17 protein-coding genes and 1 pseudogene are annotated in these 23,530 nt (G+C 56.1%); 4 read left to right on the top strand and 14 right to left on the bottom strand.

Annotation, left to right across the window (positions count from 1 at the left end; translation table 11 throughout):
- Window position 1 precedes the first annotated feature (1 nt).
- The 14 genes and pseudogenes from JF515_RS03030 to rfaH all read right to left on the bottom strand — a co-directional run bounded on the left by JF515_RS03030 (window position 2) and on the right by rfaH (window position 17,754).
- Complete coding sequence (locus JF515_RS03030) at window positions 2-1,744, bottom strand: heparinase II/III domain-containing protein (RefSeq protein WP_203100894.1); 1,743 nt, start codon at window positions 1,742-1,744, stop codon at window positions 2-4.
- A gap of 101 nt (window positions 1,745-1,845) precedes the next feature.
- Complete coding sequence (locus JF515_RS03025) at window positions 1,846-3,978, bottom strand: bi-domain-containing oxidoreductase (protein WP_203100893.1); 2,133 nt, start codon at window positions 3,976-3,978, stop codon at window positions 1,846-1,848.
- 8 nt (window positions 3,979-3,986) lie between these two features.
- A pseudogene (locus JF515_RS19725) lies at window positions 3,987-4,142 on the bottom strand (DapH/DapD/GlmU-related protein); the annotation flags it as partial.
- Between the two features lie 350 nt (window positions 4,143-4,492).
- Entirely contained in the window at window positions 4,493-5,638 is a 1,146-nt protein-coding gene (locus tag JF515_RS03015) for a glycosyltransferase (protein ID WP_203100890.1), read from the bottom strand.
- Window positions 5,616-6,968: a hypothetical protein gene (locus tag JF515_RS03010; protein ID WP_203100888.1), complete on the bottom strand. Its 1,353-nt coding sequence runs from the start codon at window positions 6,966-6,968 to the stop codon at window positions 5,616-5,618. The genes JF515_RS03015 and JF515_RS03010 overlap by 23 nt, the downstream gene beginning before the upstream one ends.
- A complete protein-coding gene (locus tag JF515_RS03005; protein ID WP_203100886.1) occupies window positions 6,965-7,630 on the bottom strand; it encodes a sulfotransferase family 2 domain-containing protein in 666 nt (221 codons plus the stop codon). Before JF515_RS03005 ends, JF515_RS03010 begins: the two co-directional genes overlap by 4 nt.
- Window positions 7,631-7,641: 11 nt before the next feature.
- A complete protein-coding gene (gene wecC / locus JF515_RS03000; protein ID WP_203100884.1) occupies window positions 7,642-8,904 on the bottom strand; it encodes a UDP-N-acetyl-D-mannosamine dehydrogenase in 1,263 nt (420 codons plus the stop codon).
- 79 nt (window positions 8,905-8,983) lie between these two features.
- Window positions 8,984-10,111, bottom strand: a complete 1,128-nt coding sequence (wecB, locus tag JF515_RS02995; RefSeq protein WP_203100882.1) for a non-hydrolyzing UDP-N-acetylglucosamine 2-epimerase — start codon at window positions 10,109-10,111, stop codon at window positions 8,984-8,986.
- 200 nt (window positions 10,112-10,311) lie between these two features.
- Entirely contained in the window at window positions 10,312-12,516 is a 2,205-nt protein-coding gene (locus JF515_RS02990; RefSeq protein WP_238400808.1) for a polysaccharide biosynthesis tyrosine autokinase, read from the bottom strand.
- Window positions 12,517-12,535: 19 nt separating this feature from the next.
- The gene (locus tag JF515_RS02985; RefSeq protein ID WP_203100880.1) at window positions 12,536-12,964 is read right to left on the bottom strand and encodes a low molecular weight protein-tyrosine-phosphatase; all 429 of its coding nucleotides are present in this window, start codon (window positions 12,962-12,964) and stop codon (window positions 12,536-12,538) included.
- Window positions 12,964-14,094: a polysaccharide export protein gene (locus JF515_RS02980; RefSeq protein ID WP_203100878.1), complete on the bottom strand. Its 1,131-nt coding sequence runs from the start codon at window positions 14,092-14,094 to the stop codon at window positions 12,964-12,966. Before JF515_RS02980 ends, JF515_RS02985 begins: the two co-directional genes overlap by 1 nt.
- A 23-nt stretch (window positions 14,095-14,117) precedes the next feature.
- Window positions 14,118-15,635: a capsule assembly Wzi family protein gene (locus tag JF515_RS02975; RefSeq protein WP_338015161.1), complete on the bottom strand. Its 1,518-nt coding sequence runs from the start codon at window positions 15,633-15,635 to the stop codon at window positions 14,118-14,120.
- A 95-nt stretch (window positions 15,636-15,730) separates the two neighbouring features.
- Window positions 15,731-17,098, bottom strand: a complete 1,368-nt coding sequence (locus JF515_RS02970; RefSeq protein WP_203100876.1) for a UDP-glucose dehydrogenase family protein — start codon at window positions 17,096-17,098, stop codon at window positions 15,731-15,733.
- Between the two features lie 140 nt (window positions 17,099-17,238).
- A complete protein-coding gene (rfaH, locus tag JF515_RS02965) occupies window positions 17,239-17,754 on the bottom strand; it encodes a transcription/translation regulatory transformer protein RfaH (protein ID WP_203100874.1) in 516 nt (171 codons plus the stop codon).
- 881 nt (window positions 17,755-18,635) lie between these two features.
- On the opposite strand from rfaH, the gene JF515_RS02960 reads away from it, so the two are divergent.
- Genes JF515_RS02960 through JF515_RS02945 form a run of 4 tightly spaced genes read left to right on the top strand, consistent with a single transcriptional unit; the run spans window position 18,636 to window position 23,516 of the window.
- On the top strand, window positions 18,636-20,792 hold the full coding sequence (locus JF515_RS02960) for an alpha/beta hydrolase fold domain-containing protein (RefSeq protein ID WP_203100872.1): 2,157 nt from the start codon (window positions 18,636-18,638) through the stop codon (window positions 20,790-20,792).
- A gap of 32 nt (window positions 20,793-20,824) precedes the next feature.
- A complete protein-coding gene (locus JF515_RS02955) occupies window positions 20,825-22,042 on the top strand; it encodes an ABC transporter substrate-binding protein (protein ID WP_203100870.1) in 1,218 nt (405 codons plus the stop codon).
- Window positions 22,039-22,806 carry an ABC transporter ATP-binding protein gene (locus tag JF515_RS02950; RefSeq protein ID WP_203100867.1) on the top strand — a complete coding sequence of 256 codons (768 nt, stop codon included), beginning with the start codon at window positions 22,039-22,041 and terminating at the stop codon, window positions 22,804-22,806. The genes JF515_RS02955 and JF515_RS02950 overlap by 4 nt, the downstream gene beginning before the upstream one ends.
- A complete protein-coding gene (locus JF515_RS02945) occupies window positions 22,803-23,516 on the top strand; it encodes an ABC transporter ATP-binding protein (RefSeq protein WP_203100865.1) in 714 nt (237 codons plus the stop codon). The genes JF515_RS02950 and JF515_RS02945 overlap by 4 nt, the downstream gene beginning before the upstream one ends.
- Window positions 23,517-23,530 lie beyond the last annotated feature (14 nt).

Raw genomic sequence — 23,530 nt, 5'->3', positions numbered from 1 at the left:
ATCAAAAAGTCAACTCAGTAATCAGCTTCCCGGAGTCAGCCACTTCCACTTCCAAAACTGGCAGAGGTGTTTTTCGCGAGTAATAGCGAGACTCCCAACCCTCAACCAGCTCACAACGCACGAATGTTTGGCTAGCCTTGACCCGCAACCGGCACCCATGCCCTAGCAAGCAGACATCGCCGTCGCCGTTCGATTCCCAATGCCATTCGCCGGGGGCCAGACGCCAACGCAAAACCGCCGCTTTTTCGAAGCCGCTGATCTCATCCAGGATGGTTAAGCTATTGTCCGCCAACGACACGCTTCGATGATGATCCACCCCTTTCCAGTCACAATACCCTGCATCGGCCCGAAGCTGACCTTGCTCATCGAAAAGGGGCACCACCGCCCTCGCCTTCGGCCAGGCGCCAAATAAAAAACGACTAAGCCGGGGCATCGAATCGCGACCATCAAACTGAACCGTATTATGCGCCTCCGAGCTCGGGAAATAGCTTTGCCACGGCTCATCACAGTTATAGCTGTATGAACCCGCATCTCTGAGGACGTTAAGCCCGCCACGCCAGAAATCCACATGCAAGAGATCCGACTGGCCTGGCCTAAAACGAAAACGCGGATAACGGAACAAAGCCATGGTTTGCTGCTTACGCAGGACCACGTAGCCACCCTGGTCGTACTGACGAGACTCAGAATAGGACGCAGAGGCTGACGGTAACTGCAACTTCAATATGTGAAGAGGCTGGTCGTACGGGCCGGGCTTTGAATAAGCGAGCTTACCGGCAAACAACACCGAGGCGAGCTGGACGGATGGCCGGACATCCCGATAGTCCGTATCCGCCAAGGGAAGCAAACGGGCGCCGTCGTTGGCGCCAAGATTTGGTGTATCCCCCCCATCCGGGGAAACCATATTCCCCAACCAGGCGGTGGCCAACTTCAGCTTCCGCACCAATCCTCCCGAAAACTCCGGCAGCTCCAGCGCTCGACGCCAAATCTCCGCCATGGAATAAGTGTCCAACATGACGCGGTGATAGTTAATGGAATACTGACTGAAGGAGCCGTCCTCTTCGATCAAGCGCTTGGCCCGATTTTCCAACCACTTGCGGCCCTGCCTCATCCAACGGTGAGCATCCCGATCCTCCTCGGATAACGCCACCAACCAGCTCCCTCCGATAAAGAGCGCCGCCGCCTCCGATGTACCGTGGTTGTTATCTTGAGCGATAGCGTACTGTATGGTCGGAGCGATACGCTTCAAATGAGCACGGAGCAACGCGATAAGCCCCTGAGCCGGCGCCCTCACCTGGCCAAGAAGACGGGCGCTCATAGCAAGATGCATGACACGGATGGACGCTTCCTGGCCACATTTCCAGTTGGCACCCAGATAAGGCGGATTCTGCTCACACCAGTCCTGCAGCCAAGTGTTGATGCGATCCAGCGACCCGCCATCGCCCTGCTCCGCTAGTCGCGCTAACGCGAGCAGCCAATCAAAGCGGGATGCCTCCCAGACGCCTTTTATATCGCCCAAGCCATCAACAAAGTCTGGGATTTGCCACCATGGAACAGTCGGCGCAACGCCTCCGGTAATGACACTTTTGTGCCAGTCAGGCGGCCCCTGCGTAACATCAAGGCCTGCAGGCAGGCCGAACGCGGTGACGGCCATCCGGTCATCCGCCAAGGCATTATCCAGTGGCGTACAAGAAGAGCTGGCCCAGAAAAAGGGAGCGGTCGGCTGCTCCGCCGCTATTCTTTTCACCGGATTCCAGCCGAGCCGAAGCCCAAGCCGGTAAAACAACGCACGCCAGATATTAGCGGCGCCCAGCCTCCATGCAGTCCCGGTCTTAAGAGATAAAGACCTCATTGGCTTCTTAGCTGATCAACCACATCAAGGGTGACCGCTGCCACCTCGAACAACTCGCTGACTGCTATTGGGGCACTGCCCCCGGACTCAATCGCCGACAGGAAAGCTTGGGCACATGCCTTCTGGCCTTTGTCCTGACGCCAGAGGTTCATCTTCCTAAACCCAGACCAGCCGAACCCCTTCAGCTTCCTGAAGTTATCCAACTGCAGAACCTTGCCTGCAGCGAATACTTCAACCCGCTCTTTGGGAAAACTGGCCGCACCATTCGCCAAGTAGTGGATGGTACCGAAGGAGCCATCAGCAAAACCCAGTGTGATCGCGGCTTTATCTTCGGTAACCGGTACCCCCGGTGTATCGCCCATTCTGCGGGCCTGCACGGAAACGATCTCGGACCCTGCCAGGAACCGCATCAAATCGATAAAGTGGCAGGCCTCACCGATGATCCTGCCACCGCCGACTTCGACATCCTGAGTCCAATGATCAGCGGGAATCGCGCCTGCGTTCATCGTCATAATAAACGATTTGGGCTCGGAAACCGGCGCCAGAAGGGATTTCATCTTCTGGACCTGAGGGGCGAAGCGACGGTTGAAACCAACCATTAGTAATGGCGCCTTTTCCCCTTTGTCCCGATATGCTTTCTCAACACATTCAAGATCGGCCCGGTTGACCGCCAGGGGTTTTTCCACGAAAACATGCTTTCCTGCATCGAGCGCCGAAGCGACGAAATTCGCATGAGAATTATGACGCGTTACGATAGCGACCGTATTGATCTCTGGATTGGCCAGCATCCCGGCGGTATCGGTGGTTGCATGAGAAAACCCGGCTTTCTCACCGTGAATAACGCCATTAACCCCTCCCGAGGTCGAGATGCTGTGCAGCTGTGCCCCTGCATCCTTGAATGCAGGAATCAGCATTCGGGACGCGTAATTCCCAGCGCCGATAAATCCGACAACCGGCTTATCAGGGTCAATGGTCGCTGCCCCTGGAAGCGAAACAGAACGGATATTCCGGCTCTCAACATCGCTGGAATACTTCAGAATGATACCAAGCGCTGACTTATCCGTAGTCAGAAGATCATATGCTTTGGGTGCGTCTTCGAATTCAAACCGATGAGTGATCAAGGGCTTAACATCGAGCTGCCCGCTGGCCATCATATCCAGTACGGCTTCAAAATTACGCTGCTCCGTCCAACGCACGAAACCAAGGGGGTAGTCTATACCTTGCTCTTCATAGGAAGGATCGTAACGCCCAGGGCCATAGGAACACGATACCTGGAAAGAAAGCTCCTTTTCATAGAAGTCAGCACGGTTAAGCTCCAACCCCGTCACACCAACAAGCACGATACGACCGCGTTTGCGGCTCATCCGGGCGGCCTGAGTTACCGGATCACTCTGCTTCGTCGAAGCAGTGATGATAACGCCATCCACTCCGTTGCCACGGCTGAATGCCATCCCCGCTGCCACGGGGTCTTGACCCCTACCAGGATTGCACACTTCGGCTCCAAATTGAGCCGCTAATGCCAGCTTTGAATCATCAAAATCGATAGCAAGAACCCGGCAACCATGAGCACGCAATAACTGGACAGTAAGCAATCCAATCAAACCAACACCGGTTACGACAAAGGCCTCACCCAATGAGGGCTTAGCCAGCCGAATCCCCTGCAAACCTATACTCGCAACAACGGTAAATGAAGCTTCTTCATCACTCACGTTATTCGGAACTCGTGCGCAAAGATTCTTACTTACGCGCACAATGTCCGCGTGCGGGCCATTAGATACAACACGGTCACCTTTTTTGAGAAAGTGCGCACTATCTTTTACTTTCCGAACCACGCCAACATTACAGTATCCTAGCGCAAGCGGCTGAGCCAGCTTAGACTTAACCGCATCAACCGTCGTAAAAAATCCATCGGTTTGAATTTTCTCTATTACCATCTTCACTTTTTCTGGCTGCTGGCGCGCTTTTTCCAAATACGATGCCCGCCCAAAATCAACAAGCATACGCTCAGTTCCAGCTGATATTAAAGATGCCGAGGTATTAATCACGACTTTTCCGGAGACCAAATCCGGCGCAGGAGAGTCGATTAGGCAGGTCGTGCCGTTGGATAAATCTTGGAATACTTGCCTCATTGCTAATCTCGAATCCGGATTACTTTAGAAGGGACCCCACCAACAATGGCATAGGGAGGCACATCTTTCGTCACAACGCTTCCCGCAGCCAATACCGCGCCTTCGCCAATTGTTACGCCAGGAAGCACAATGCAATTAGCACCGATCCAAACATCATCCCCGATAGAGACTGGTTTTTTTTCGTGTCCAGCATAAAATATAGGAGACCGACCATGCGGAATAACATGGTTTGAAGACAATATTTTTGATCCGTAGCCAATCAATACACGATCCCCAATGGAAACACCACCATCCGTAGTTATAAGTGTGCCCGTCGCAAAATCGACATCATCACCAACCTTTAAGTTTCTTCCAGTAAAAATCCAAATACCAGGATAAAATACTGGCCTGCGGCCAATTTCGGCACCAAAAAGAAGACACAGATAACAGGATTTTATTTTATTAAAAACCCTCATCCTGGGCATCTTGAAAACCAACCAAGAAAAATATTCGACCAAGGAAACAAGGGAGTATTTCATGCCGTTTCCTTTAAGCATTTTTCAATAATCATTCTGTAACGCTCGAACTTTTCCTCGGGTGTCGGCAAAAAACTCAGCATCTCCTTCCCTGAACCTACGATTTTTTCCATTTCACTTATCGACGAATAAGTTCCCCTAATCCTATTCGCCGCATCCTCTGGTTTATCGACATTTATATAAACCGCCGCATCTCCGCATGAGTCTTTCGCCCATCCCGCGTCCGTAGAAAACAAGGGTAATGATGCAGCCCAAGCTTCAACCCAATTATTGCTAAAGCTTTCTAGTAACGCGACGTTAACAACCCCATCCACGGCGTCAAAAACTTCATTCAGAGAATCAGGGGATATTGGGCCTATATTTTTTAGCGCATGCTCAACTCCCAACCGACGAAATTCGTCTTTGACTTCCATAAATACTGAACAATTCTCAGGCAGGGTCGTAATAAGGCTCACCAGGAAACCATCCGCATGTAGACATTGAAAAACGGCTGCCAAGCTCTTTATTCTTTTATTCTTGTGGGGACCGCACAAATAAAGAATGGAAAATTCATCCTTTTCAGATATTTCTTTAATTCTATCGACGTCTTTATGGACGATAAGACTTGAGGGAGCCATATGCACAACCGATACCTGTGTATCTTTAAAGGCGCCCTCTTTTGCCAGCCGAGCAAGCCTGTCTGTCTCCATTATGACAAAGTCAGCATTTCCAAATGATCTAAGACGAAAAAAATCAATTGACCTCTTTACTAATTTATCTTTCCCCGAACAAAACCACCAAAAATCAACATCTGACTCAATGATATTCGAATAAGCAAACCCACAAACTTTTTTGGCCACCCCATACATTAAATACGGGCTACCACCAAACAAACTAAAAACCAAATCAACTTTTAACCTCTTAGCAAGGAATGCCCCGCCAAAAACCTCAAAACACAATCGATGCAAAAGGCCATTCCCAACGCTGACGTAAGGAATTTCATTATCCCGACAGTAACTTTCTATTTTAGAGTGGTGTCGGCAAGCAACCACAAAATCAAAGTTTAATTTACTGCTCTTCTTGGCCGTACTCAAGAAACTAAGCGTATTTTGAAGCCCGCCACCAATCGAAACCGGAACAAAATTAAACAGGACTCGCTTTCTCATCTCGATTGATTCCTTTCTTTGAGCACATCACCTTCTTATACCTAACGGTGGCGACATTAAATACGATATAAAGCAAGAACGCAGAGTAAAGAAATGATTTCATGAAATTCATGAAATCCGACCTCAGTGAATTCACCATGCCAAATATAATTCCTATTAGAAGAGCAAGACATATTAACTTACCCCTTTTTAAGCCACGCAAAATCCCACCCATCACAAGTCCAAGAGAAAAATGAACCAAACAAACCGCAGGTAACCCACCAGCGTATATAGCCTCTGCCATAAAACCAAAGTCAAATCCGACCCAACCCAGCTCATCTTGTATCCGCAACACAAGCGGCTGGCCAAATATATATTCACCAAAGATAAAATGCGGAAACAACGTATTCATCAAACCATAAACATATGAATCGGCGCCCTGAACTCCGTTCAAATCAATGTACGCTAGCATATTTGTATTAACATGGAGTGTGGGCATCGCAGCGAAGACATAAGAGGCTGTTTTTTCTATAGCATTAAGTAAATCGAAGTCAAAACTTGAGATAAATGTCCAGCCAACCAAAAAACCACGGTTCAAACTAAGGAATGACGATATCAGAACGAGGCATATAGCAAAGAAAAGGGGCTTCTTTTCTTTAATCCGCGAGCCCATATCTATTTTCTTTTGGTATAAAAATAAAAAGCTAATTGCATACCCAACGATCGGAAGAAAAGCATCTCTTCGGCTTCCATCAAACCCAACTAAAACCACATGGAAAAGACAAAGAATGAATGTAAACCACGCCCCCCAACCCCTCCCCCCTCGCCTTTCTTCTTTAAAGTCATAAACCGCACAAACCATCAAAATAATCCCATTTATAGGCATAAGAGTTACATGCCAAAAAGGGGCAATTTCATCAATAAAATACCGCCTGCCTGCGACCCCAATGATCTTTTGGGCTTCCCAGAAGGAATAAAAGGCGATCGCCAGGCTGGCGAACTTGAGGACAGAATAAAAATTAAACCTTGGTAAAATTACATTAAGGTCAATGAGCCGAGAAAATTCGGAATTATTCAATATAGTCCGGCGCGGACTAACAAGAATGGCCGAAAAATAAAAGAAAAATGCCGCAAAACAACTGTATAACAAGCTTGAGTTAACATAGTCTTGCACTACGGATGTTTGATATTGTCCGTCAAAAAATATTTTTAACGCCGAAAGAGCCCAATAGCTTCCTGAAAATATTAAAGAAGTTGCCAAGAATACAATTCTAGAAAGCCCCTTAAAATAAAACACCGGCAAAATCCAAAAAATGAAATTCAGAAGCACCAACTGGGTCTCAACATTCATTTCCAGCACACCCCCAGCCTTTCCGGGAAAGCAGTATAATCATCTTTATATAAAGAGAATATCTTATCTTGAGCCTTTCTTGATGGGCATACTTTTTCTTTTTTTGAAACATTTTCCTTTGGTAAAGAAAGCCCTCCTAGATTAAGCAGCTCCATGACTTCTCTAAAGCCATCTTCGACCCTATCGAAGTCAATTATTTCCAACGCCTCTTCCGGGCACCCACTAATATATGTGCTACTAGTCCAGAAGAAATAATTCTTTTCCAAATCGGACTCATCAAGCCCTGTACAAATAAAATCATCAAAATCACTATATTGCGCAACCCAGCTCAAAGGATTCCAACCATTTTTTTGCTGGGCCTTTTTAGCATATTTAAAGGTTGAAACAAGCCTCGCCAACGGATTTCTGACTACCACGAAGTTAACATTACTCTCCGTCGTAATTTGTGCATTTTTCAATTGGTCAAATGTAAAATGCCCGGGATCTGGAAGCCCAATTGCTTTAGCCACACTTGTCCCCGCGCATTTTGGGACATGAATGAATTGATAATCTTTATTTCTCCAAGGCTCAAGCCTGTACCTATTTCTAAATTGATAGATATCGGTCACATATCTTTTTCTAGATACACTATTCCATAAAATATACTTAAATATCTCTTTCATGACATACCAGATTAGATGTTGCAACCCATAATTGTCAGCCCGCTTCTTCCGGATATATTTTCTGCCTTCCCAACAAAACACTTATGTGCCACAGCGACGACAGAAATATCTACCCCCATACGCTCAAAGTCTTCCCATGAAATCAAGCTGACTGCTTTAGGGGCGGTCATTACGTGGGGATCAACGGCAAAAACATTCACACCGTCTAATCCGGAGATCATTTCGGCCAACCTCAAAGCCGGGCTTTCCCTAGTATCATCAATGTCTGGCTTAAATGCCAAGCCGAACACACATACATCAACCTCCTTACCTCGGTCTTTTGACTTAATTTTCTCCGCTTCTTTCTGGATTTTATCAAAAAACCATTGGGTTTTACGGTTATTAACCTCTCTTGCTGACTTTATTATTCTTGCTTTTTCTGGATACCCACTTACGATAAACCACGGATCTACTGCGATACAATGCCCCCCGACTCCCACACCTGGCTGGAGTATATTTACACGAGGATGGCGGTTAGCAAGCCGTATTAACTCCCAGACATCAATATCGGCTTCTTCACAGATCATGGAAAGCTCATTGGCAAATGCGATATTTACATCCCTAAATGCATTTTCTGTCAATTTTGCCATTTCAGCTGTCCGAGCATTACTTACAATACACTCCCCTCGAACAAAAATTTTATACAGATCACAAGCAGCGGAGCTGCTTTTGTTGTTCATCCCGCCGATAATTCGATCATTCTCAATAAGCTCATACATGACTCGCCCAGGAAGCACGCGTTCCGGGCAGTGTGCCACCATAATCTCCGCTGCCTCACCCTCTTGCTGCGGGAAGGTTAAATCAGGCCTCGCCTCAGCCAACCAAGCCGCCATCTTTTCGGTTGCGCCAACAGGTGATGTAGACTCTAGGATAACCAAATTCCCTCGCTCTAGAACTGGTGCGATTGCACTTGCCGCTGATTGTATATAGCTTAAATCGGGCGTAGGCGTTTCACTTTCTTCCTCTCCTTCTTTAAATGGAGTTGGAACTGCAACCAAAAACGCATCAGCGGGGGCTGGCTGAGTTGTTGCCATTAAATACCCCTCTTTGACGGCTGCATGTACCGCTATGTCTAACTCCGGCTCTACTATATGAATTTCACCACGATTGATCGTATCAACGGCATATTGATTAATATCCACACCAATAACTTTCTTACGCCGTGAAGCAAACATGGTTGCGGTGGGCAGACCAATATAACCGAGGCCTACTACACAAATGGTGTCAAAATTCATATGGTCCTTTCCCTAGAATAGAGTTCAGATTTTTTCAAGATCGTGAGCACTTAATCCACAAAGAGCTAAGCGTTACACGTTAAAACGACGTTTGCGCAATAAAATCTGCAATTTTAGCCGACGCCGTACCATCACCATAAGGATTATGCGCACGACTCATGATTTGCCATGCGTCTTCATCAATGAGGAGATTATTTGCCTCATTAAATACCTCCTCACTCTTTGTACCGACTAACTTAACGGTTCCAGCTGCAACAGCATCCGGCCGCTCCGTCGTATCCCGCATCACCAGCACAGGCTTGCCTAGTGAAGGTGCTTCCTCCTGGATTCCCCCAGAGTCGGTGAGAATCAGGCGTGCGTTCATCATCAACCAAACAAAGGGAAGGTAGTCTTGTGGTGCAATCAGATGGACATTACCCTGCCCTTTTAACAGCCTATTGACTGGCTCTTGAACGTTTGGATTTAAATGCACCGGATAAACAAATTCTTTGTCAGGGTGTACTTCCGCCAATTTCGCGATTGCCTCACAGATACGCTCGAATCCGCCTCCGAAACTTTCACGGCGGTGTCCCGTGATAAGAATCAAAGGGCGGTCTTTACCATAGGGCAATTGGCCTTTCAAATTCGCACGTAATCCCGTGTCATTTTCGATTCGTTCCTTCACCCACAGCAACGCATCAATAACGGTGTTACCAGTTACTCTGATACTGTCATCGCTAACGCCTTCCGCCAGCAGTGACTGTCGCGCCGTATTGGTGGGAGCGAAATGTAGCCGCGCCAGATTGCCTGTTAGCTTACGATTCGCCTCCTCCGGCCACGGAGACATGAGATTACCCGTACGTAACCCTGCCTCCACGTGGCCTATCGGCACTTTCTGGTAGAATGCAGCCAAGGAGGCCGATAATGTCGTAGTCGTATCTCCGTGTACCAAGACCATATCCGGCGCTTCTTTCTGGATGACCTCTCTCAACCCCAGTAGCATACGGGAGGTTATGTCATACAGATCCTGTCCAGGCGCCATGACGTCCAAATCATGGTGTGGCGTCAGTTCGAACAGCCTAAGTACCTGATCCAGCATTTCCCTATGCTGTGCCGTCACGCAAAGACGGCTGTCGAAACGGGGGTCGGCTTCCAGTTGTTTGACCACAGGGGCCATTTTAATCGCTTCGGGGCGGGTGCCGAAAATACTCAGTATTTTCTTAGTCATACGTCCTTGCTGCCATTTCGTCGTTCACGGCGACAGAATCGCCATTTGGATGCATGGATAATTGCAGAAATAATTGTATGGCTTTGATCGCGGCTGAAGCCGCTCCTGTTTGGTTTTCCAGGCGGGATATTGATGTGCGTGTCGAACGGAGATGTACGGATGTGCCACCCGTGCGCTTAAGCACACGGGTGGCACAGACCTTAGCTAGTGCTTTCGTATTTGTAGTTGTAGTAGCCGTACTCGTTGCTGGCTCGCCTTTCGATGCAGTTGAGGATAGCTCCTTTGATTTCAACCTTGTTCTGCTCGAAACGGTTGAACGTTACATCCACTTCTTTAACAGAATTCTGGCCGAAGCGGGTGACGATCAAGCTGGTACCGGCAAGCTGCCCAATAATAGCGGCGTCGGTAACGGCCAAAATCGGTGGAGTATCCACCAGTACCAAGTCATATTGCCCGGAAAGATGCTCCATAAGTTCTTTGAAACGTGGATGCATAAGCAGTTCCGCAGGGTTGGGCGGCACCTGCCCTCGCGGGATGAAGTGCAGATTCTCAACCTTGGTGTTATAGATAATCTGGTTTTCGTCGGCCTGCCCAGCCAACCAGTCGGAGAGCCCCCGATCGTTTTGGTTATCAAAGTAGCGGTGTAAGTGGCCCTTGCGCATGTCCGCGTCCACCACGATGACCTTCTGCCCCACCTGTGCCAACACGGCTGCCAGGTTCGCACTGACAAAGGACTTACCCACCTGCGGACTGGGGCCGGAAATCATCATAATTTTGTTTTCCGCTTCCAGCATGGCGAAGTGGAGGCTCGTTCGCAGACTTCGCAGTGCTTCCACGGCGAGGTCCGCCGGATCATCCACTGCCAGGAGCGGTATGGCCTCATGTCGCCCACGTCGGCGACGACGCATCAGAGCCACCAAACGATCAAGCTTCTGCTGATGCTCTGAAAGTGGGATCGCCGCGTATACTGGGATGCCCTGCTCCTCAAGTTGATCCGGGCTTTGAATGCCGCGATGCAACGCCGCATGTAGAAGTACGTAACCTACGGCCCCCATCAACCCGAGTAGCGCCGAAAGCGCAGCAAGAAGCCCGGTCTTGGGTTTTACCGGCTCTGGCTGTACAAGAGCGTCATCAATGATGCGGACATTACCTACCGTACTGGCTTTCATAATACGTAGTTCTTGGACCTTATTGAGCAAGCCCACATAAATCTGCTGATTGACCTCCACATCACGCATCATACGCAGCACTTCCTGCTGGGTCTCCGGAAGGTTTTTAATCTGCGATTCGATTTGTTTCTTTTCCTGCAGCAAAGATTGTCGTTGTTGGAGCAACGTGCGGTAGGCCGGGTGGGATTGAGTAAAGCGAGCTGAAATCTCGCTCTCTTTAATCTTCAGTTCATTCAGTTTGGCTTCAATGCCTACCAACCGCTCAAGAACCGACTGGGTTTCCAGGCTCAGGTCCACGGACTCACTTTTTAGCCTGTACTTGTTGAGTTGCTCTTCCGCAGTAGTAAGCTTTTCTTTGATTTCCGGTAACTGCTCGTCCAAAAACTCCAGGCTTTTCTCAGCCTCGGCGGCATTGCGCTGGATGTTCTGCGTCTGGTAAGTCTGGGCCACGGCATCCAGGACCTTACGAATACGCTCTGGGCTCGGGCCTGTCAGACTAAGGTTGATAATCCCCGTATCCCGCCCTTGCTCGGCCACACTCAAGCGAGCACGCAGGTTGTTGATCGCGGTAAGCCGATTCTGGCGAACCACGATGAGTGCTTCCTTGCCAAGCTGCCACTGGCCAAGCACAAGCCGAACTCGACCATCTTCGCTTACCAGCGGTTGTTCGGGTGCTCCGCGAGCAACGAGGTCACCTTCATGATAGAGAGCAGCTTCGCCGTTCTCCGTCGCTTTAAGTGTGAAGGGTTTACCCTGCCATTTTTTTGGGACATTAAAGCTTTCTACTGTAATGAAGGTTTCACTATCTCGGTAGCCTGCAAACAAAGGTTGGGGCGCAAATTCCGGCGCAGCCTCAGGCTGGCCGAGCCGGCCGACTAGAGGTAAACGATCAGGGGTGACCTCAACAATCATATTGAATTGGTCTACAACCTGCCCCAATACCAAACGCGAACGAATAATCTGAATTTCTGCCTGCGAGGAAGATTCCTCAGCGAACATTTCACTGAGTTCTTCGAAACCGGGTAACCCAGCTTGTTTCTTCTCTACCTGCAGCAAGGAATCAGCCTTGTAGATAGGCGTAGCTACATACGCATAAATCAGCCCCAAAAATAACGCGAGCAGAGTCGTGCCCAGAATCAACCAAACATTGTCCACCAACAGAGCGAAAAGACGCTGCAGATCAATCTCGTCATCCATTACGTTGAGCCGCTTATTAGTGCCTTGCTGGTCACTCATACCCTGCTTTTCCTCGTCATTATACTTTCCGCAGCCAGCCTTCCACGGCCTGGCTCATCATCGGATAAATCCGCTCGAACACTTCCCTGCCCCGTCGGTAGGGGTCGGGGATGTCCTGCCCGCCGTTCCAATGGCTGAGCAGGAAGGTTTTGCCGCTGGCTTCCGGGAACCGCTGGATGATGCGGTCCCGTTGCCGGGCCTCCATCACCAGGATCAGCTCCGCTTCGCGGCAGTGCAGGCTCTCCAGCTTGCGCGCCTTGTGGGGTGGGCACGTCAGGCCGTTGGCCTGGGCCACCTCGCGGGCGGTGGCGTCCATGTCGTGGCCTTCCAGGCCCACCAGGCCGGCGGATTCCACGGTTTTTTCCGGCCGGGCGGCCTGAAGCATGGCCGCCACGGTGGGGCTGCGGCAGATGTTGCCGTCGCAGACCACCAGGATTCTTTCAAACATTAGCGATCCTGGTCTCTGATCCGATCCTCCGCCAGGGCGCCAAAATAGATCGTTTGTGCCGTCGGGAGAATGTTCTGGATCACGCGGTTCCAACGCGCGATGGGCGCTGTGGTCACGTACACGATGTCACGTTGATTGAGCGGGAAGTTGTCCGCCAGCACCAGGGCTGCGGCGTTCTTGGCATTGAGCTGGTAGACATCGATCAGATGCCCGCTGCCCTCCGGCGCCCGGCGCATCACGAAGATGCCGGAGGCGTCGGCGGTTTGCTTCATGAAGCCGCCGCTGGCGGAGAGCGCCTCGGCCAGGCTCAGGCCGGTGCGCGTCATGGGGATGGGCTGGGGCTCCATCACCTCGCCCAGCACGAACACCTTGTTGTCGTCGTTGCGGGCCACGTGCACCACGTCGCCGGGCTTGAGCAGCACGTTCTGGCTCTTGTCGCCGCTTTCGTAGATGGCGCGCAGGCTCAGGGTGTATTCCTTGCCGTCCCGGCTCAGGGTGACGTTGCTCCAGTTGGCCTGCTCACTGAGGCCGCCGGCGGCGTTCACCGCGTCCAGCAAGCGGGTGGGCACATTGGTCACCGGGAAGGCACCCGGCTGGGTGACCGCGCCGGTGACGTACAGGCGCTGGCTGCGGAAGGCGGCCACGGAGACATCCACCTGGGGGTTCTCGATGTATTCGGCGATGCGGTCGGCGATTACATCGCGGATCTCGGTGACGCGCATGCCGGCCACCTGGATCTTGCCCACGTAGGGGTAAAAGATGGTGCCGTCGTTGTGCACCCAGTTGCCGGCTTCCTGGGCGCTGCGCATGGAGCCGGCGGGGATGGTCAGTTCCGGATGGTCCCAGATGGTGATCTGCAGTACGTCGCCGGGGCCCACTTCGTAATCGTACTTGTCCGGCTCCTGCATCAGGGTGGGGTCCGGCGCCTGGCGGGACTGTTGCGCCGGGTTGGTGAGCACCGCGGTGCTGATCTGGTGTACTTCCACCACGTCGGGCAGGGCCGCCGCGTCGGCGCCTTCATCCTCGCTGAACCAGCCCGGGGAGTTGGAGTAGTGCGGCCCCGGGGCGAAGGCGCAGCCACTGAGGGCAATGAGCCCGGCGAGGGCAATGGGCAGTTTGATTGTTTTCATAGATCGGGAACTGACTCTGTTGGTTACCAGGCGAAGGTGCGTTGCCACCGCGCCATGGCGGTCACTTGTTCTCGTTCACCATCGAAGGTGTCGATGGTGTCGTCGGAGGCGGCCACGGACCAGCTCATGCGGCCACCCAGCAAACCGTGTTCCAGGCGCAGCTCGGTGACCACCACGTCCTGTTCGTCGCTGGCCTGCAGGATCTCGGCGCCGCCGTCGGCGATTTCCGCTCGCTTGCCGCCCTTGGCGTTGAGGGTGGCGGCGGTGACGGAGGCGGTCATCACCACCCCGTTGCGGAAAAACTGCTGGCCGCCCAGGGTCAGCGTGCGGGCGTCGCCTTCGTAGGTGGTGGCCAGGTTGCGGCCGTAATAGCGGAAGCCGCTTTTGTAAGTGCCGTGTTCATAGGCGGTGTTGTAGCGGGCGTCGCTGAAGGTGCGGCCGGCCACGGTGTCGCTGCCTTCCAGGAAGAAGCGCTGGCTGCCCTCCCCCAGGCCGGTGAGCACGTCCACGCCGAGTTGGGTGGAGAACTTGGACGGCAGGCCGCCGGCTTCGTCCTCGCCCATGGCCTGACCATACAGGCCGGTGGGCACGCCGAACACCGGAAAACTGGCGCGGAAGTCCAGGCCGGCCACCTGGTTGCTGGGGTCCTGGCCATCGGCGAAGCCGGAGGTCTGGCCATTGTCCTTACCGGCCAGGGCATCGCCGAAGGAGTCCCAGCTTTCCGGGCGGCCCTCGCCGCCCCACTGGAACAGTCGGGTCAGGCCGATCTGCAGAAAGCCCGCCGGGCGGAAGGTAAAGCGGCCGCCCACCAGCTTGGTGTCGGGCACGGCGCGGTCCTGTTCCAACTGGCCAATGAAGCCTTGCAGGTCCCAGGGGCCGATCCAGGACAGCCAGCGGGACTCCGGCGCGTAGGGGGTTTGCCGGGCGAACCAGACGCCGCCCACCGGGCGGGCGTTGTTGGACCAGGCCAGGGAGCTTTGCCAACCGGGGCCCCACCAGCGGTCGATGGCGCCGGCGCCGAGCTGCCAGTTGCCGAAGCGGCCGGCCACGTAGCTGCCGTCCAGGCGGGCTTCCCGGTCTTCGCGGTCGTTGTCCACGTATTGGGCACGCACGCGGGCGGCGAAGCGCCGGCCGGTGACGGTCACCGCCGCCGAGGCCTCGGCCTCGCCACGGGGCTGCTCGCCGTAGTGGCGGAACAGGGGCTCGTCGTTGGCGCCGCCCAGGCTCACCGTGGCGGTGCGGCCCTGGTTTTTGGCGCGGTCCAGCCGGGCGCGCAGCCAGGCGGCGTGGTCGCTGGCCTGGCAGGCTTCGCTGGCGCCGTTGAGGCCACGGGCCACGGCGGACCAGTTCACCGGCCAGGTGAGCGTGAGCCCTTCGAAGCAGCCCAGGGCGGAGAGCGCCTCGATGTGGTGGCGGGCGCGCAGGTCGCCGGTTTCCACCCAGGGGGCGGCGGTGGCCTTGGCTGCCAGCGACAGAACGGCGGCCAGGCTCAACAGGGTGACCAGGGCCAGGTGCTTCAGTGTCTTGGGGGGTGTAGGCACTGCGCTGTCTGTTCCTTTTTTGCGTTTTGTGCGTTCGCGGCCGGGGACGGCGGCGTGTTCAATTTAGCGGTTCGGGTACTGCAAAACGACGCATTTTACACGCCGGTTACCGAATTGCGACACAGTGCCGCGCCCGGGCGCTCGCCACGGCCAATGGCGTAATAGAGCAGACCGGCTTCGCGGGCCGCCTTGGGCTCGTACAGGTTGCGCCCGTCCACCAGTATCGGCGTGATAAGCAATTTCTTGATGGTGGCGAAATCCGCCACCCGGAATTCCTTCCATTCGGTGCAGATCACCAGGGCGTCGGCGCCGTCGAGGGCATCATGGCGGTGCGCCACGATCTCCAGGTCGTCGCGGTCGCCATAAAGGCGGCGGCATTCGCGGCCGGCTTCCGGGTCGTAGGCGCGCACCTTACCACCGGCGGCCCATACCGCTTCCATGAGCACCCGGCTGGGGGCTTCGCGCATGTCGTCGGTGTTGGGCTTGAAAGCCAGGCCCCATACGGCCACGGTGCGACCGGCCAGGTCGCCGTCGAAAGCGGCGGCCAGCTTGTCGTAGAGGGTCGTTTTCTGGCGCTGGTTGACGGCGTCCACGGCGGCCAGGATGTGGGCGTCGTAGCCCACGTCCCGGGCGGTGCGGGCCAGGGCCTGTACATCCTTGGGGAAGCAGGAGCCGCCGTAGCCGCAGCCCGGGTAGATAAAGTGGTAACCGATGCGCGGGTCGGAGCCGATGCCCAGGCGCACGTGTTCGATGTCGGCATCGAGCCGTTCGGCCAGGTTGGCCATTTCGTTCATGAAGCTGATCTTGGTGGCCAGCATGGCGTTGGCGGCGTATTTGGTGAGCTCCGCGGAGCGCGGGTCCATGAAGATCAGCTTGTCGTGATTCCAGTTATAGGGGCCGTAGCATTCGCGCATCAGTTCGCGGACCCGGGGTGAGTCGGTGCCCACCACGATGCGCGCGCCCCGGGTGAAGTCCTCGATGGCGGCGCCTTCCTTGAGGAATTCCGGGTTGGAGCAGACGTCGAATTCGGTGTCCCGGCCCCGTTGCTCAAGCTCGGCGGCGATGGTCGCGCGCACCTTGTCCACGGTACCCACGGGCACGGTGGACTTGTTGATCACCAGTTTGTAGCCGTCCAGGTGACGGCCGATGGTGGCGGCCACGGTAAGCACATAGCGCAGATCCGCGGAGCCGTCCTCGTCCGGAGGCGTGCCCACGGCGATGAACTGCAGGCCACCGAAAGCGACGCCGGCTTCGGCATCGGTGGTGAAGTTCAGGCGGCCTTCGCGGAGGTTGCGGGCCACCATGGGCGCCAGGCCGGGCTCATGGATGGGCACCTGGCCCTGCTTGAGGGCTTCCACCTTGGCCGGGTCCACGTCCACGCAGAGTACGTCGTGGCCGGCGTCCGCCAGGCAGGTTCCGGTCACCAGGCCCACGTAGCCGGTGCCGAATACGGTAATGCGCATTCCTTTCGTTCCCCAATATGACTCTGGCGCGAGAGCATAGCAGCCCCCCGCCGTTCGGGCACGCTACCGCCACGGGGTTTGCCGTCTGTTCCCCGAGAACGGTGATCCATCCGTGGGCGCGGCAGCGGCCGCGCCGGTTGTCAGGCGTGCGCCGCCAGGGGCCGCACGTCCTTGAGGGCCAGGTTGAGCCGGTGCTGCTTGTGCAGCATGTCCAGCAGAACGATGGCTCTCTCTTCGCCTTTGTAACCGTGGAAGGTGGCTTCCAGGTTGGCGAAGGGGCCGCGCTCGATGCGCAACCGGTCGCCGGGACGGATCGCCGGCTCGGCGTCGCTGCCCTGCTCCCGGGCCCGGCTGTTTTGCATTAATGCATCCACCACCTTGCCGGGCACCCGCGCCGGCCGCTCGCCGAACGCCACCAGCTTGTTGACGCCGCGCGTGGAGCGCACGGTGTGCCAGCTGGGGCCGTATTCCTCGAAGCGGATGAACAGATAACCGGGAAACAGGGGTTCGGTGCGGTGGGTGCGGCGGCCGGCGTGGAGTTTTTCCACGCGGAGCCGGGGCTGGAAGCAGGTGAAGCCTTGGTTTTCCAGGTTTTCCTGGGCGCGGAAATTCTGGTTGGCGCGGCACTGCACCACGTACCAGGCTGAGTCATTCATACCCTACTTCCATAGTTGGGTGGCTGCCCGGGTGTCTCACCAGGCGGTTCCTTTATGCCGTTCACGAGCCATGCCGGGAACGATGGCAGGACGCCATCTTGGCGATGATTCATGACCGTGAAGTGACCGTGAAAGAATAACGCGAACGGTTCGCGAATTCTCCCGTATCCACGTTCAAATGTGTAAACATTGTTTTACGGCCCCCCGTAAAAGATGCCTCGATGCTAGTGCACTTTGTTTATGTGATCAATATCACATATGAATACTCTTCAATGGTAACGCCATGATAACCGGCGGGCCGCTAAGTGCATGAAAACACAGACGTTGACCTTTTGGCAGCCCCCATTCAGGGGAGACGAAGGTCGGCTTAAACTCTTATTTTAACCTAATGCTTTTTTCTCTATTCGGCGGTTTTAAAGGCGGGCTTTTCGCCGTTTCGGGGTGGTTTTTGCCGATTGGCGCGGGGAGCGAATTCTGGACCGGTAACCCGGGTTGGCATGAGCTGAGAACAAGCCCTAGGGAGAACGCCCGATAACGGGCTAAAAACCCCCCGAGTCCCATAATGTGGAACAAATTCGCCCTCGCTCTCATTCCTTTTTCTTAAAAAGGGGACAGAAAACAATGAAAATTGCGAATGGCGTCACACTGCCAGGGCTGCAATAGTGCAAATCCGCTAAGCCACCGAATCACACCCTTGGGGGGAACTCGGGTTGTGACTTCGGATTCCCAGCGCCGGTCCCCACCGGCGCTTTTTTTTGTGTGACTATCCGGTCGCACAAATTCTATTGACACTTTCAGACCGTTGGATCAACACTCCCCGAGGCACGTACGAACATTCGTTCGTAGCGAATTGATAAGGACAACAACAAGGGAGACGCACCATGCACGTCCTGATCGTGGGTGCCGGCATCGCCGGTTTGACCGCCGCCATCGCCCTGCGCCACAAGGGCATCGACGCGACCATCATCGAGCAGGCACCCCGCCTCACCGAGATTGGCGCGGGTATTCAGATTGCCGCCAATGGCTCGGTGGTGCTGCGGGAACTGGGGCTTGAGAAGGCCGTGGCGGACATCTCGGTGGTGCCGGGATCGTTCGATATGCGTGATATCGGTAACGGCAAGCTGCTTTGGGTGGCCCCTCTGGGTGACGCGGGTACACGTCGCTGGGGCGCACCGCTGTACAACGTCCATCGCGCCGATCTCATCGAGATACTGGCCAACGCCCTGCCCTCTGAACGGCTTCGCCTGGGCAGCCGCTGCGCCGGGTTCGAGCAGGACGAGGGCGGCGTCACCGTGCGGTTGGAAGATGGCGAGACCCTGCGTGGCGATGTGCTGATCGGCGCCGACGGCATTCATTCCGTGATCCGCCAGCAGTTGTTTGGCGACGACGACGTCCAGTTTTCCAACATCCTGATGTGGCGGGCACTGATTCCCGCCGAGAAGCTGGAAGGCATTGATCTGCCGGAGCGGGGTAACTACTGGTTCGGCCCCGGGCGCACTCTGATCACTTACTGGATCCGGCCCGGCAAGCTTTACAGCATTCTGGCTTCGGTACCGTCCGGAGAGGTGCACCGGGAATCCTGGACGGAAAGCGGCGACATCGATGAGTTGCGGGCTTCGTTCTCGGACCTGGAACCGCGCGCCCAAGCGATGATGGACCAGATCGACAGCGCCTTTATCACTGGCATGTTCTACCGCGACCCGATTGATCGCTGGACCGAGGGGCGGGTAAGCCTGATGGGGGATGCCGCCCATCCGATGGTGCCGTTCCTGGCGCAGGGCGCCTGCCAGGGCATGGAGGATGCCTGGGTGCTGGCCACCATGCTGGAGCGCCATCGTGATGATCCGCTCGCCGGGCTGCGGGAATACGAGCAGCGGCGCCGCCCGCGTACCACCCGGGTTCAGTCCGGCGCGCGGGCGATGGTGAAGATGGTGCATGAGTCCGACCCGGAACGGATCAAGGCCCGGAACGGACGCTGGAAAGGCATGCAGCACATTGATCCGATGGCGGAAGCGACCTGGTCGTTCGTGTGGGAGTACAACGTGCTTGAGGAGGTCGAGCGCCCGGCCGGCGAGGTGTTGGGATTGTCCGCCACCCGTGAAGCCAAGCGCATGGCACGGGCGGAGAGCCAGCGCGCCTTCGATCTTTGGAAAGGGGCATTTACCGCGGAGGATGTGGCGCGCGGCCATGACGGCATGCGCGAGGGTTACGACCGCTTCCTGACCACTCATTTCCCGGTGCCGGAAAGCACCCGGGTGGAAGAGGCTGAGCTGGGCGGCGTACCGGCATTCCGGGTGCGCGACGCGAACACGGCGGCAAGCGAAGAAGGTCCCGTGGTGCTGCACTTCCACGGCGGCGGCTACATGCTCGGCTCGGCCCGGAGCTCCCTGGAATACGCGGGACGGCTGGCCCAGGCGGTGGGCGGTGAATGCCTGACGGTGGACTACCGGCTGGCACCGGAGGCGCCCTACCCGGCCGCGCTGGACGACGCCATGGATGCCTACCGCGGGTTGGTCCGCGCCGGGGTGGCGCCGTCACGGTTGATCGTGAGCGGCGAATCCTCCGGTGGCGGCCTGGCGCTGGCCCTGGCGCTGGCGTTGAAGATGGCTGGCGATCCGCTGCCGGCGGGGATCGTGGCGATCTGCCCGTTCACCGACCTGACGCTGTCCGGCCCGAGCATCAAGGAATTCGCTGGTGAGGACCCGGCCGCCAACCGCGACACCCTGGCTTTGATGGCGGCGTCCTATTTTCAGGCCCATGAGCCACGCGACCCTCTGGTATCACCATTGTTCGGGGATTTGCGCGACCTGCCGCCACTGTTCCTGTCGGCGGTGGAAGGAGAATCCCTGTACAGCGACAGCACACGGCTGCTGGACCGGGCGCGGGAAGCCGGCATGGAGGTAACCATGCTGCCGGTACGGGACTCCGTGCATGTGTACCCACTATTCCCGTTCCTGCCGGAGACGGAAACCACCCTGAAAGCCATTGGCGACTGGGCCGCCAAAGTGGTCGGCGCCCCGGTGCGCGCCGTCGGTTAACACCATCATCACAACAATAACGAGGAAGCATCATGCGCAATTCAATTCTTCATGGTCTTTTGGGGCTGGTCCTGCTGTCTAGCGGCGCCAGCGCGGCCGAAATTTCCGATGGCACGGTGAAGATCGGCGTTCTGTCGGATATGTCCGGGATCTTCTCCGATCTCAGTGGCGAAGGCGCGGTCACGGCGGCCCGTATGGCCGTGGATGACTTCGTCGCCGCCCATGAGCCGGACTTCAAGGTGGAGCTGGTAACCGCCGATCATCAGAACAAAACCGACGTGGCCGCCAGCCGCGCGCGAGAATGGTATGACACCCAGGGCGTGGACATGATCACCGATGTGATCAATTCGGCGGTGGCCCTGGCAGTGTCCGAGGTGACGCGGGACAAGAACCGGGTGCTTATGGTCACCGGCTCCGGCTCGACGGCGATCAATAATGAGCAGTGCTCACCCAATACCGTGTTCTACGCCTGGGACACCTACTCCCTGGCCAACAGCCTGGGGCGCACCCTCACCGACCAGGGTTACAAGACCTGGTACTTCGTGACGGTGGACTACGCCCTGGGCAAGGCCATCGAATACGACGCCACCAAGGCGGTGGAGGGTGCCGGGGGTAAGGTGCTGGGCTCGCTTCACCATCCGATGGGCGCCTCGGACTTCGCGTCCTTCATGCTGCAGGCACAAAGCTCCGGTGCCCAGGTGATCGGCATCGCCAACGCCGGCGCCGACCTGCACAATGCGATCCGCGTGGCCAATGAGTTCGGCATCAACCAGCAGCAGAAGATCGTTGGCCTGTCGGCGAGCATGACCGACGTGCACGCCCTGGGGCTGGCCACCACCCAGGGCATGTTGTTGGTGGAGGGCTTCTATTGGGACCAGGATGAGCCGTCGCGAGCCTGGAGCGCCCGTTTCCAGGAGAAGACCGGCAACAAGCCCAACATGCTCAATGCCGCCACCTACTCGGCGATTACCCAGTACCTGACCAGCGTGCAGACCCTTGGCAGCGATAATGCCGAAGCAGTGCTCGCCGATCTGCATGGCCGGGAGATCAACGATATGTTCGCGCGTAACGGACGAGTGCGCGCCGACGGGCAGATGATCCACGATGTGTATCTGTACCAGGTGAAAACGCCAGCTCAATCCAGCGGCCCCTGGGATTACTACCGCCGGCTGGAAACCATCCCCGCCGAACGGGCCTACCAGCCATTGTCCGAGTCCCGCTGCTCGCTGGTCACCGGGGGCGGGGCATGAGCGCCCCGGTTCTGGAGACCCGGGGATTACGCAAAAGCTTCAAGGGCTTCACCGCAGTGGACGGCGTGGACCTGGCGGTGCAATCCGGGCATATCCATGCACTGATCGGCCCCAACGGGGCCGGCAAGACCACCCTGTTCAACCTTTTGACGCGCTTTATCGAACCCAGTGCCGGGGAAATCCACTTCAACGGCGAGCCGGTATCCAACCTTCCCGCCAAGGCGGTGGCCCGGCGCGGCATGGTGCGCTCGTTTCAGATTTCGGCGGTGTTTGGCGGGCTCAGCGTGCTCGACAACGTGCGGCTGGCTCTGCAACGCAAGCTGGGGGTTTCGTTTCATTTCTGGCGTAGCGCGCGGGTGCTCGACCGGCTCAATGAGGAAGCGTTGACCCTGCTCGACCAGGTGGGCTTGGCGACGCTGGCTGACGAAGCCGCCGGCGCCCTGCCCTATGGGCGCAAACGCGCCCTGGAACTGGCAACCACTCTGGCCATGGACCCGGTGCTGATGCTGCTCGACGAACCCACCCAGGGCATGGGCTACGAGGACGTGGAGCGTGTCACCTCGCTGATCAAGACGGTATCCGCGGGCCGTACCGTGCTGATGGTGGAGCACAACATGAAAGTGGTGGCGAGCATCGCCGATACCCTGACGGTATTGCAGCGCGGTCGGGTGATTGCCAGCGGCGATTACCACCAGGTGTCCCGCAACGAGGAGGTCACCCGTGCCTATCTGGGCGGCGGACGGCAAGGGGGCGCGGCGGCATGAGCGGCACACCGGCTTTGGTATTGGACAATGTGCGCGCCTGGTACGGCGAGTCCCTGGTGTTGCAAGGCGTGGACTTCCAGGTGCTGCCCGGTGAGGCGGTAACCCTGCTGGGACGCAACGGCGCCGGGCGCACCACGACTTTGCGCGCCATTCTCGGGCTCACCGGCCGCCGCCAGGGTTCGATCCGGGTGTTCGGCGAGGAAACCCTGGGCCAACCCACCTACCGCATCGCACGACACGGGATCGGCTATTGCCCGGAAGAACGCGGCATCTTCGCCAGCCTGTCCTGCGAGGAAAACCTGAAACTGCCGCCGCTGTTCGACAACGGCTCGCCCGGGTTGTCTCTGGACGAAATTTACCAGCTTTTCCCCAACCTGGCGGAGCGGCGACACAGCCCCGGCAAGGCACTGTCCGGCGGCGAGCAACAGATGCTGGCGCTGGCACGCATCCTGCGCACCGGGGCAAAGCTGTTATTGCTCGATGAAATCTCCGAAGGGCTGGCACCGGTGATCGTGGACACCTTGGGTGAGGCGATCCGGGCACTGCGTTCGCGTGGCTACACCATTCTTCTGGTGGAACAGAACTTTCATTTCGCCGCCGCGCTGTGCGACCGGCTTCTGTTCATGGAGCACGGGCGCATCATCGAGACATTGACGCCGGTGCAACTCGAGGACCAGGCGGACCGGGTCTCCCGGCTGCTCAGTGTCTGACCCGATAACGATAA

Source organism: Alloalcanivorax marinus, from assembly GCF_016785095.1.
GTDB classification, from domain to species: domain Bacteria; phylum Pseudomonadota; class Gammaproteobacteria; order Pseudomonadales; family Alcanivoracaceae; genus Alloalcanivorax; species Alloalcanivorax marinus_A.
Note: the sequence above shows the minus strand (reverse complement) of the source record. Positions and strands in the feature narration are given on the sequence as shown.

What these genes read in the sequence shown, in the direction of transcription:
- JF515_RS03010 (WP_203100888.1), bottom strand. Translation starts at nt 6,968, where the DNA reads ATGAATGTTGAGACCCAGTTGGTGCTTCTGAATTTCATTTTTTGGATT.
- JF515_RS02945 (WP_203100865.1), top strand. Translation starts at nt 22,803, where the DNA reads ATGAGCGGCACACCGGCTTTGGTATTGGACAATGTGCGCGCCTGGTAC.
- JF515_RS03005 (WP_203100886.1), bottom strand. Translation starts at nt 7,630, where the DNA reads ATGAAAGAGATATTTAAGTATATTTTATGGAATAGTGTATCTAGAAAA.
- JF515_RS02950 (WP_203100867.1), top strand. Translation starts at nt 22,039, where the DNA reads ATGAGCGCCCCGGTTCTGGAGACCCGGGGATTACGCAAAAGCTTCAAG.
- JF515_RS03015 (WP_203100890.1), bottom strand. Translation starts at nt 5,638, where the DNA reads ATGAGAAAGCGAGTCCTGTTTAATTTTGTTCCGGTTTCGATTGGTGGC.
- JF515_RS02990 (WP_238400808.1), bottom strand. Translation starts at nt 12,516, where the DNA reads ATGAGTGACCAGCAAGGCACTAATAAGCGGCTCAACGTAATGGATGAC.
- JF515_RS02960 (WP_203100872.1), top strand. Translation starts at nt 18,636, where the DNA reads ATGCACGTCCTGATCGTGGGTGCCGGCATCGCCGGTTTGACCGCCGCC.
- wecC (WP_203100884.1), bottom strand. Translation starts at nt 8,904, where the DNA reads ATGAATTTTGACACCATTTGTGTAGTAGGCCTCGGTTATATTGGTCTG.
- JF515_RS02970 (WP_203100876.1), bottom strand. Translation starts at nt 17,098, where the DNA reads ATGCGCATTACCGTATTCGGCACCGGCTACGTGGGCCTGGTGACCGGA.
- JF515_RS03025 (WP_203100893.1), bottom strand. Translation starts at nt 3,978, where the DNA reads ATGAGGCAAGTATTCCAAGATTTATCCAACGGCACGACCTGCCTAATC.
- JF515_RS02955 (WP_203100870.1), top strand. Translation starts at nt 20,825, where the DNA reads ATGCGCAATTCAATTCTTCATGGTCTTTTGGGGCTGGTCCTGCTGTCT.
- JF515_RS02985 (WP_203100880.1), bottom strand. Translation starts at nt 12,964, where the DNA reads ATGTTTGAAAGAATCCTGGTGGTCTGCGACGGCAACATCTGCCGCAGC.
- rfaH (WP_203100874.1), bottom strand. Translation starts at nt 17,754, where the DNA reads ATGAATGACTCAGCCTGGTACGTGGTGCAGTGCCGCGCCAACCAGAAT.
- JF515_RS02980 (WP_203100878.1), bottom strand. Translation starts at nt 14,094, where the DNA reads ATGAAAACAATCAAACTGCCCATTGCCCTCGCCGGGCTCATTGCCCTC.
- wecB (WP_203100882.1), bottom strand. Translation starts at nt 10,111, where the DNA reads ATGACTAAGAAAATACTGAGTATTTTCGGCACCCGCCCCGAAGCGATT.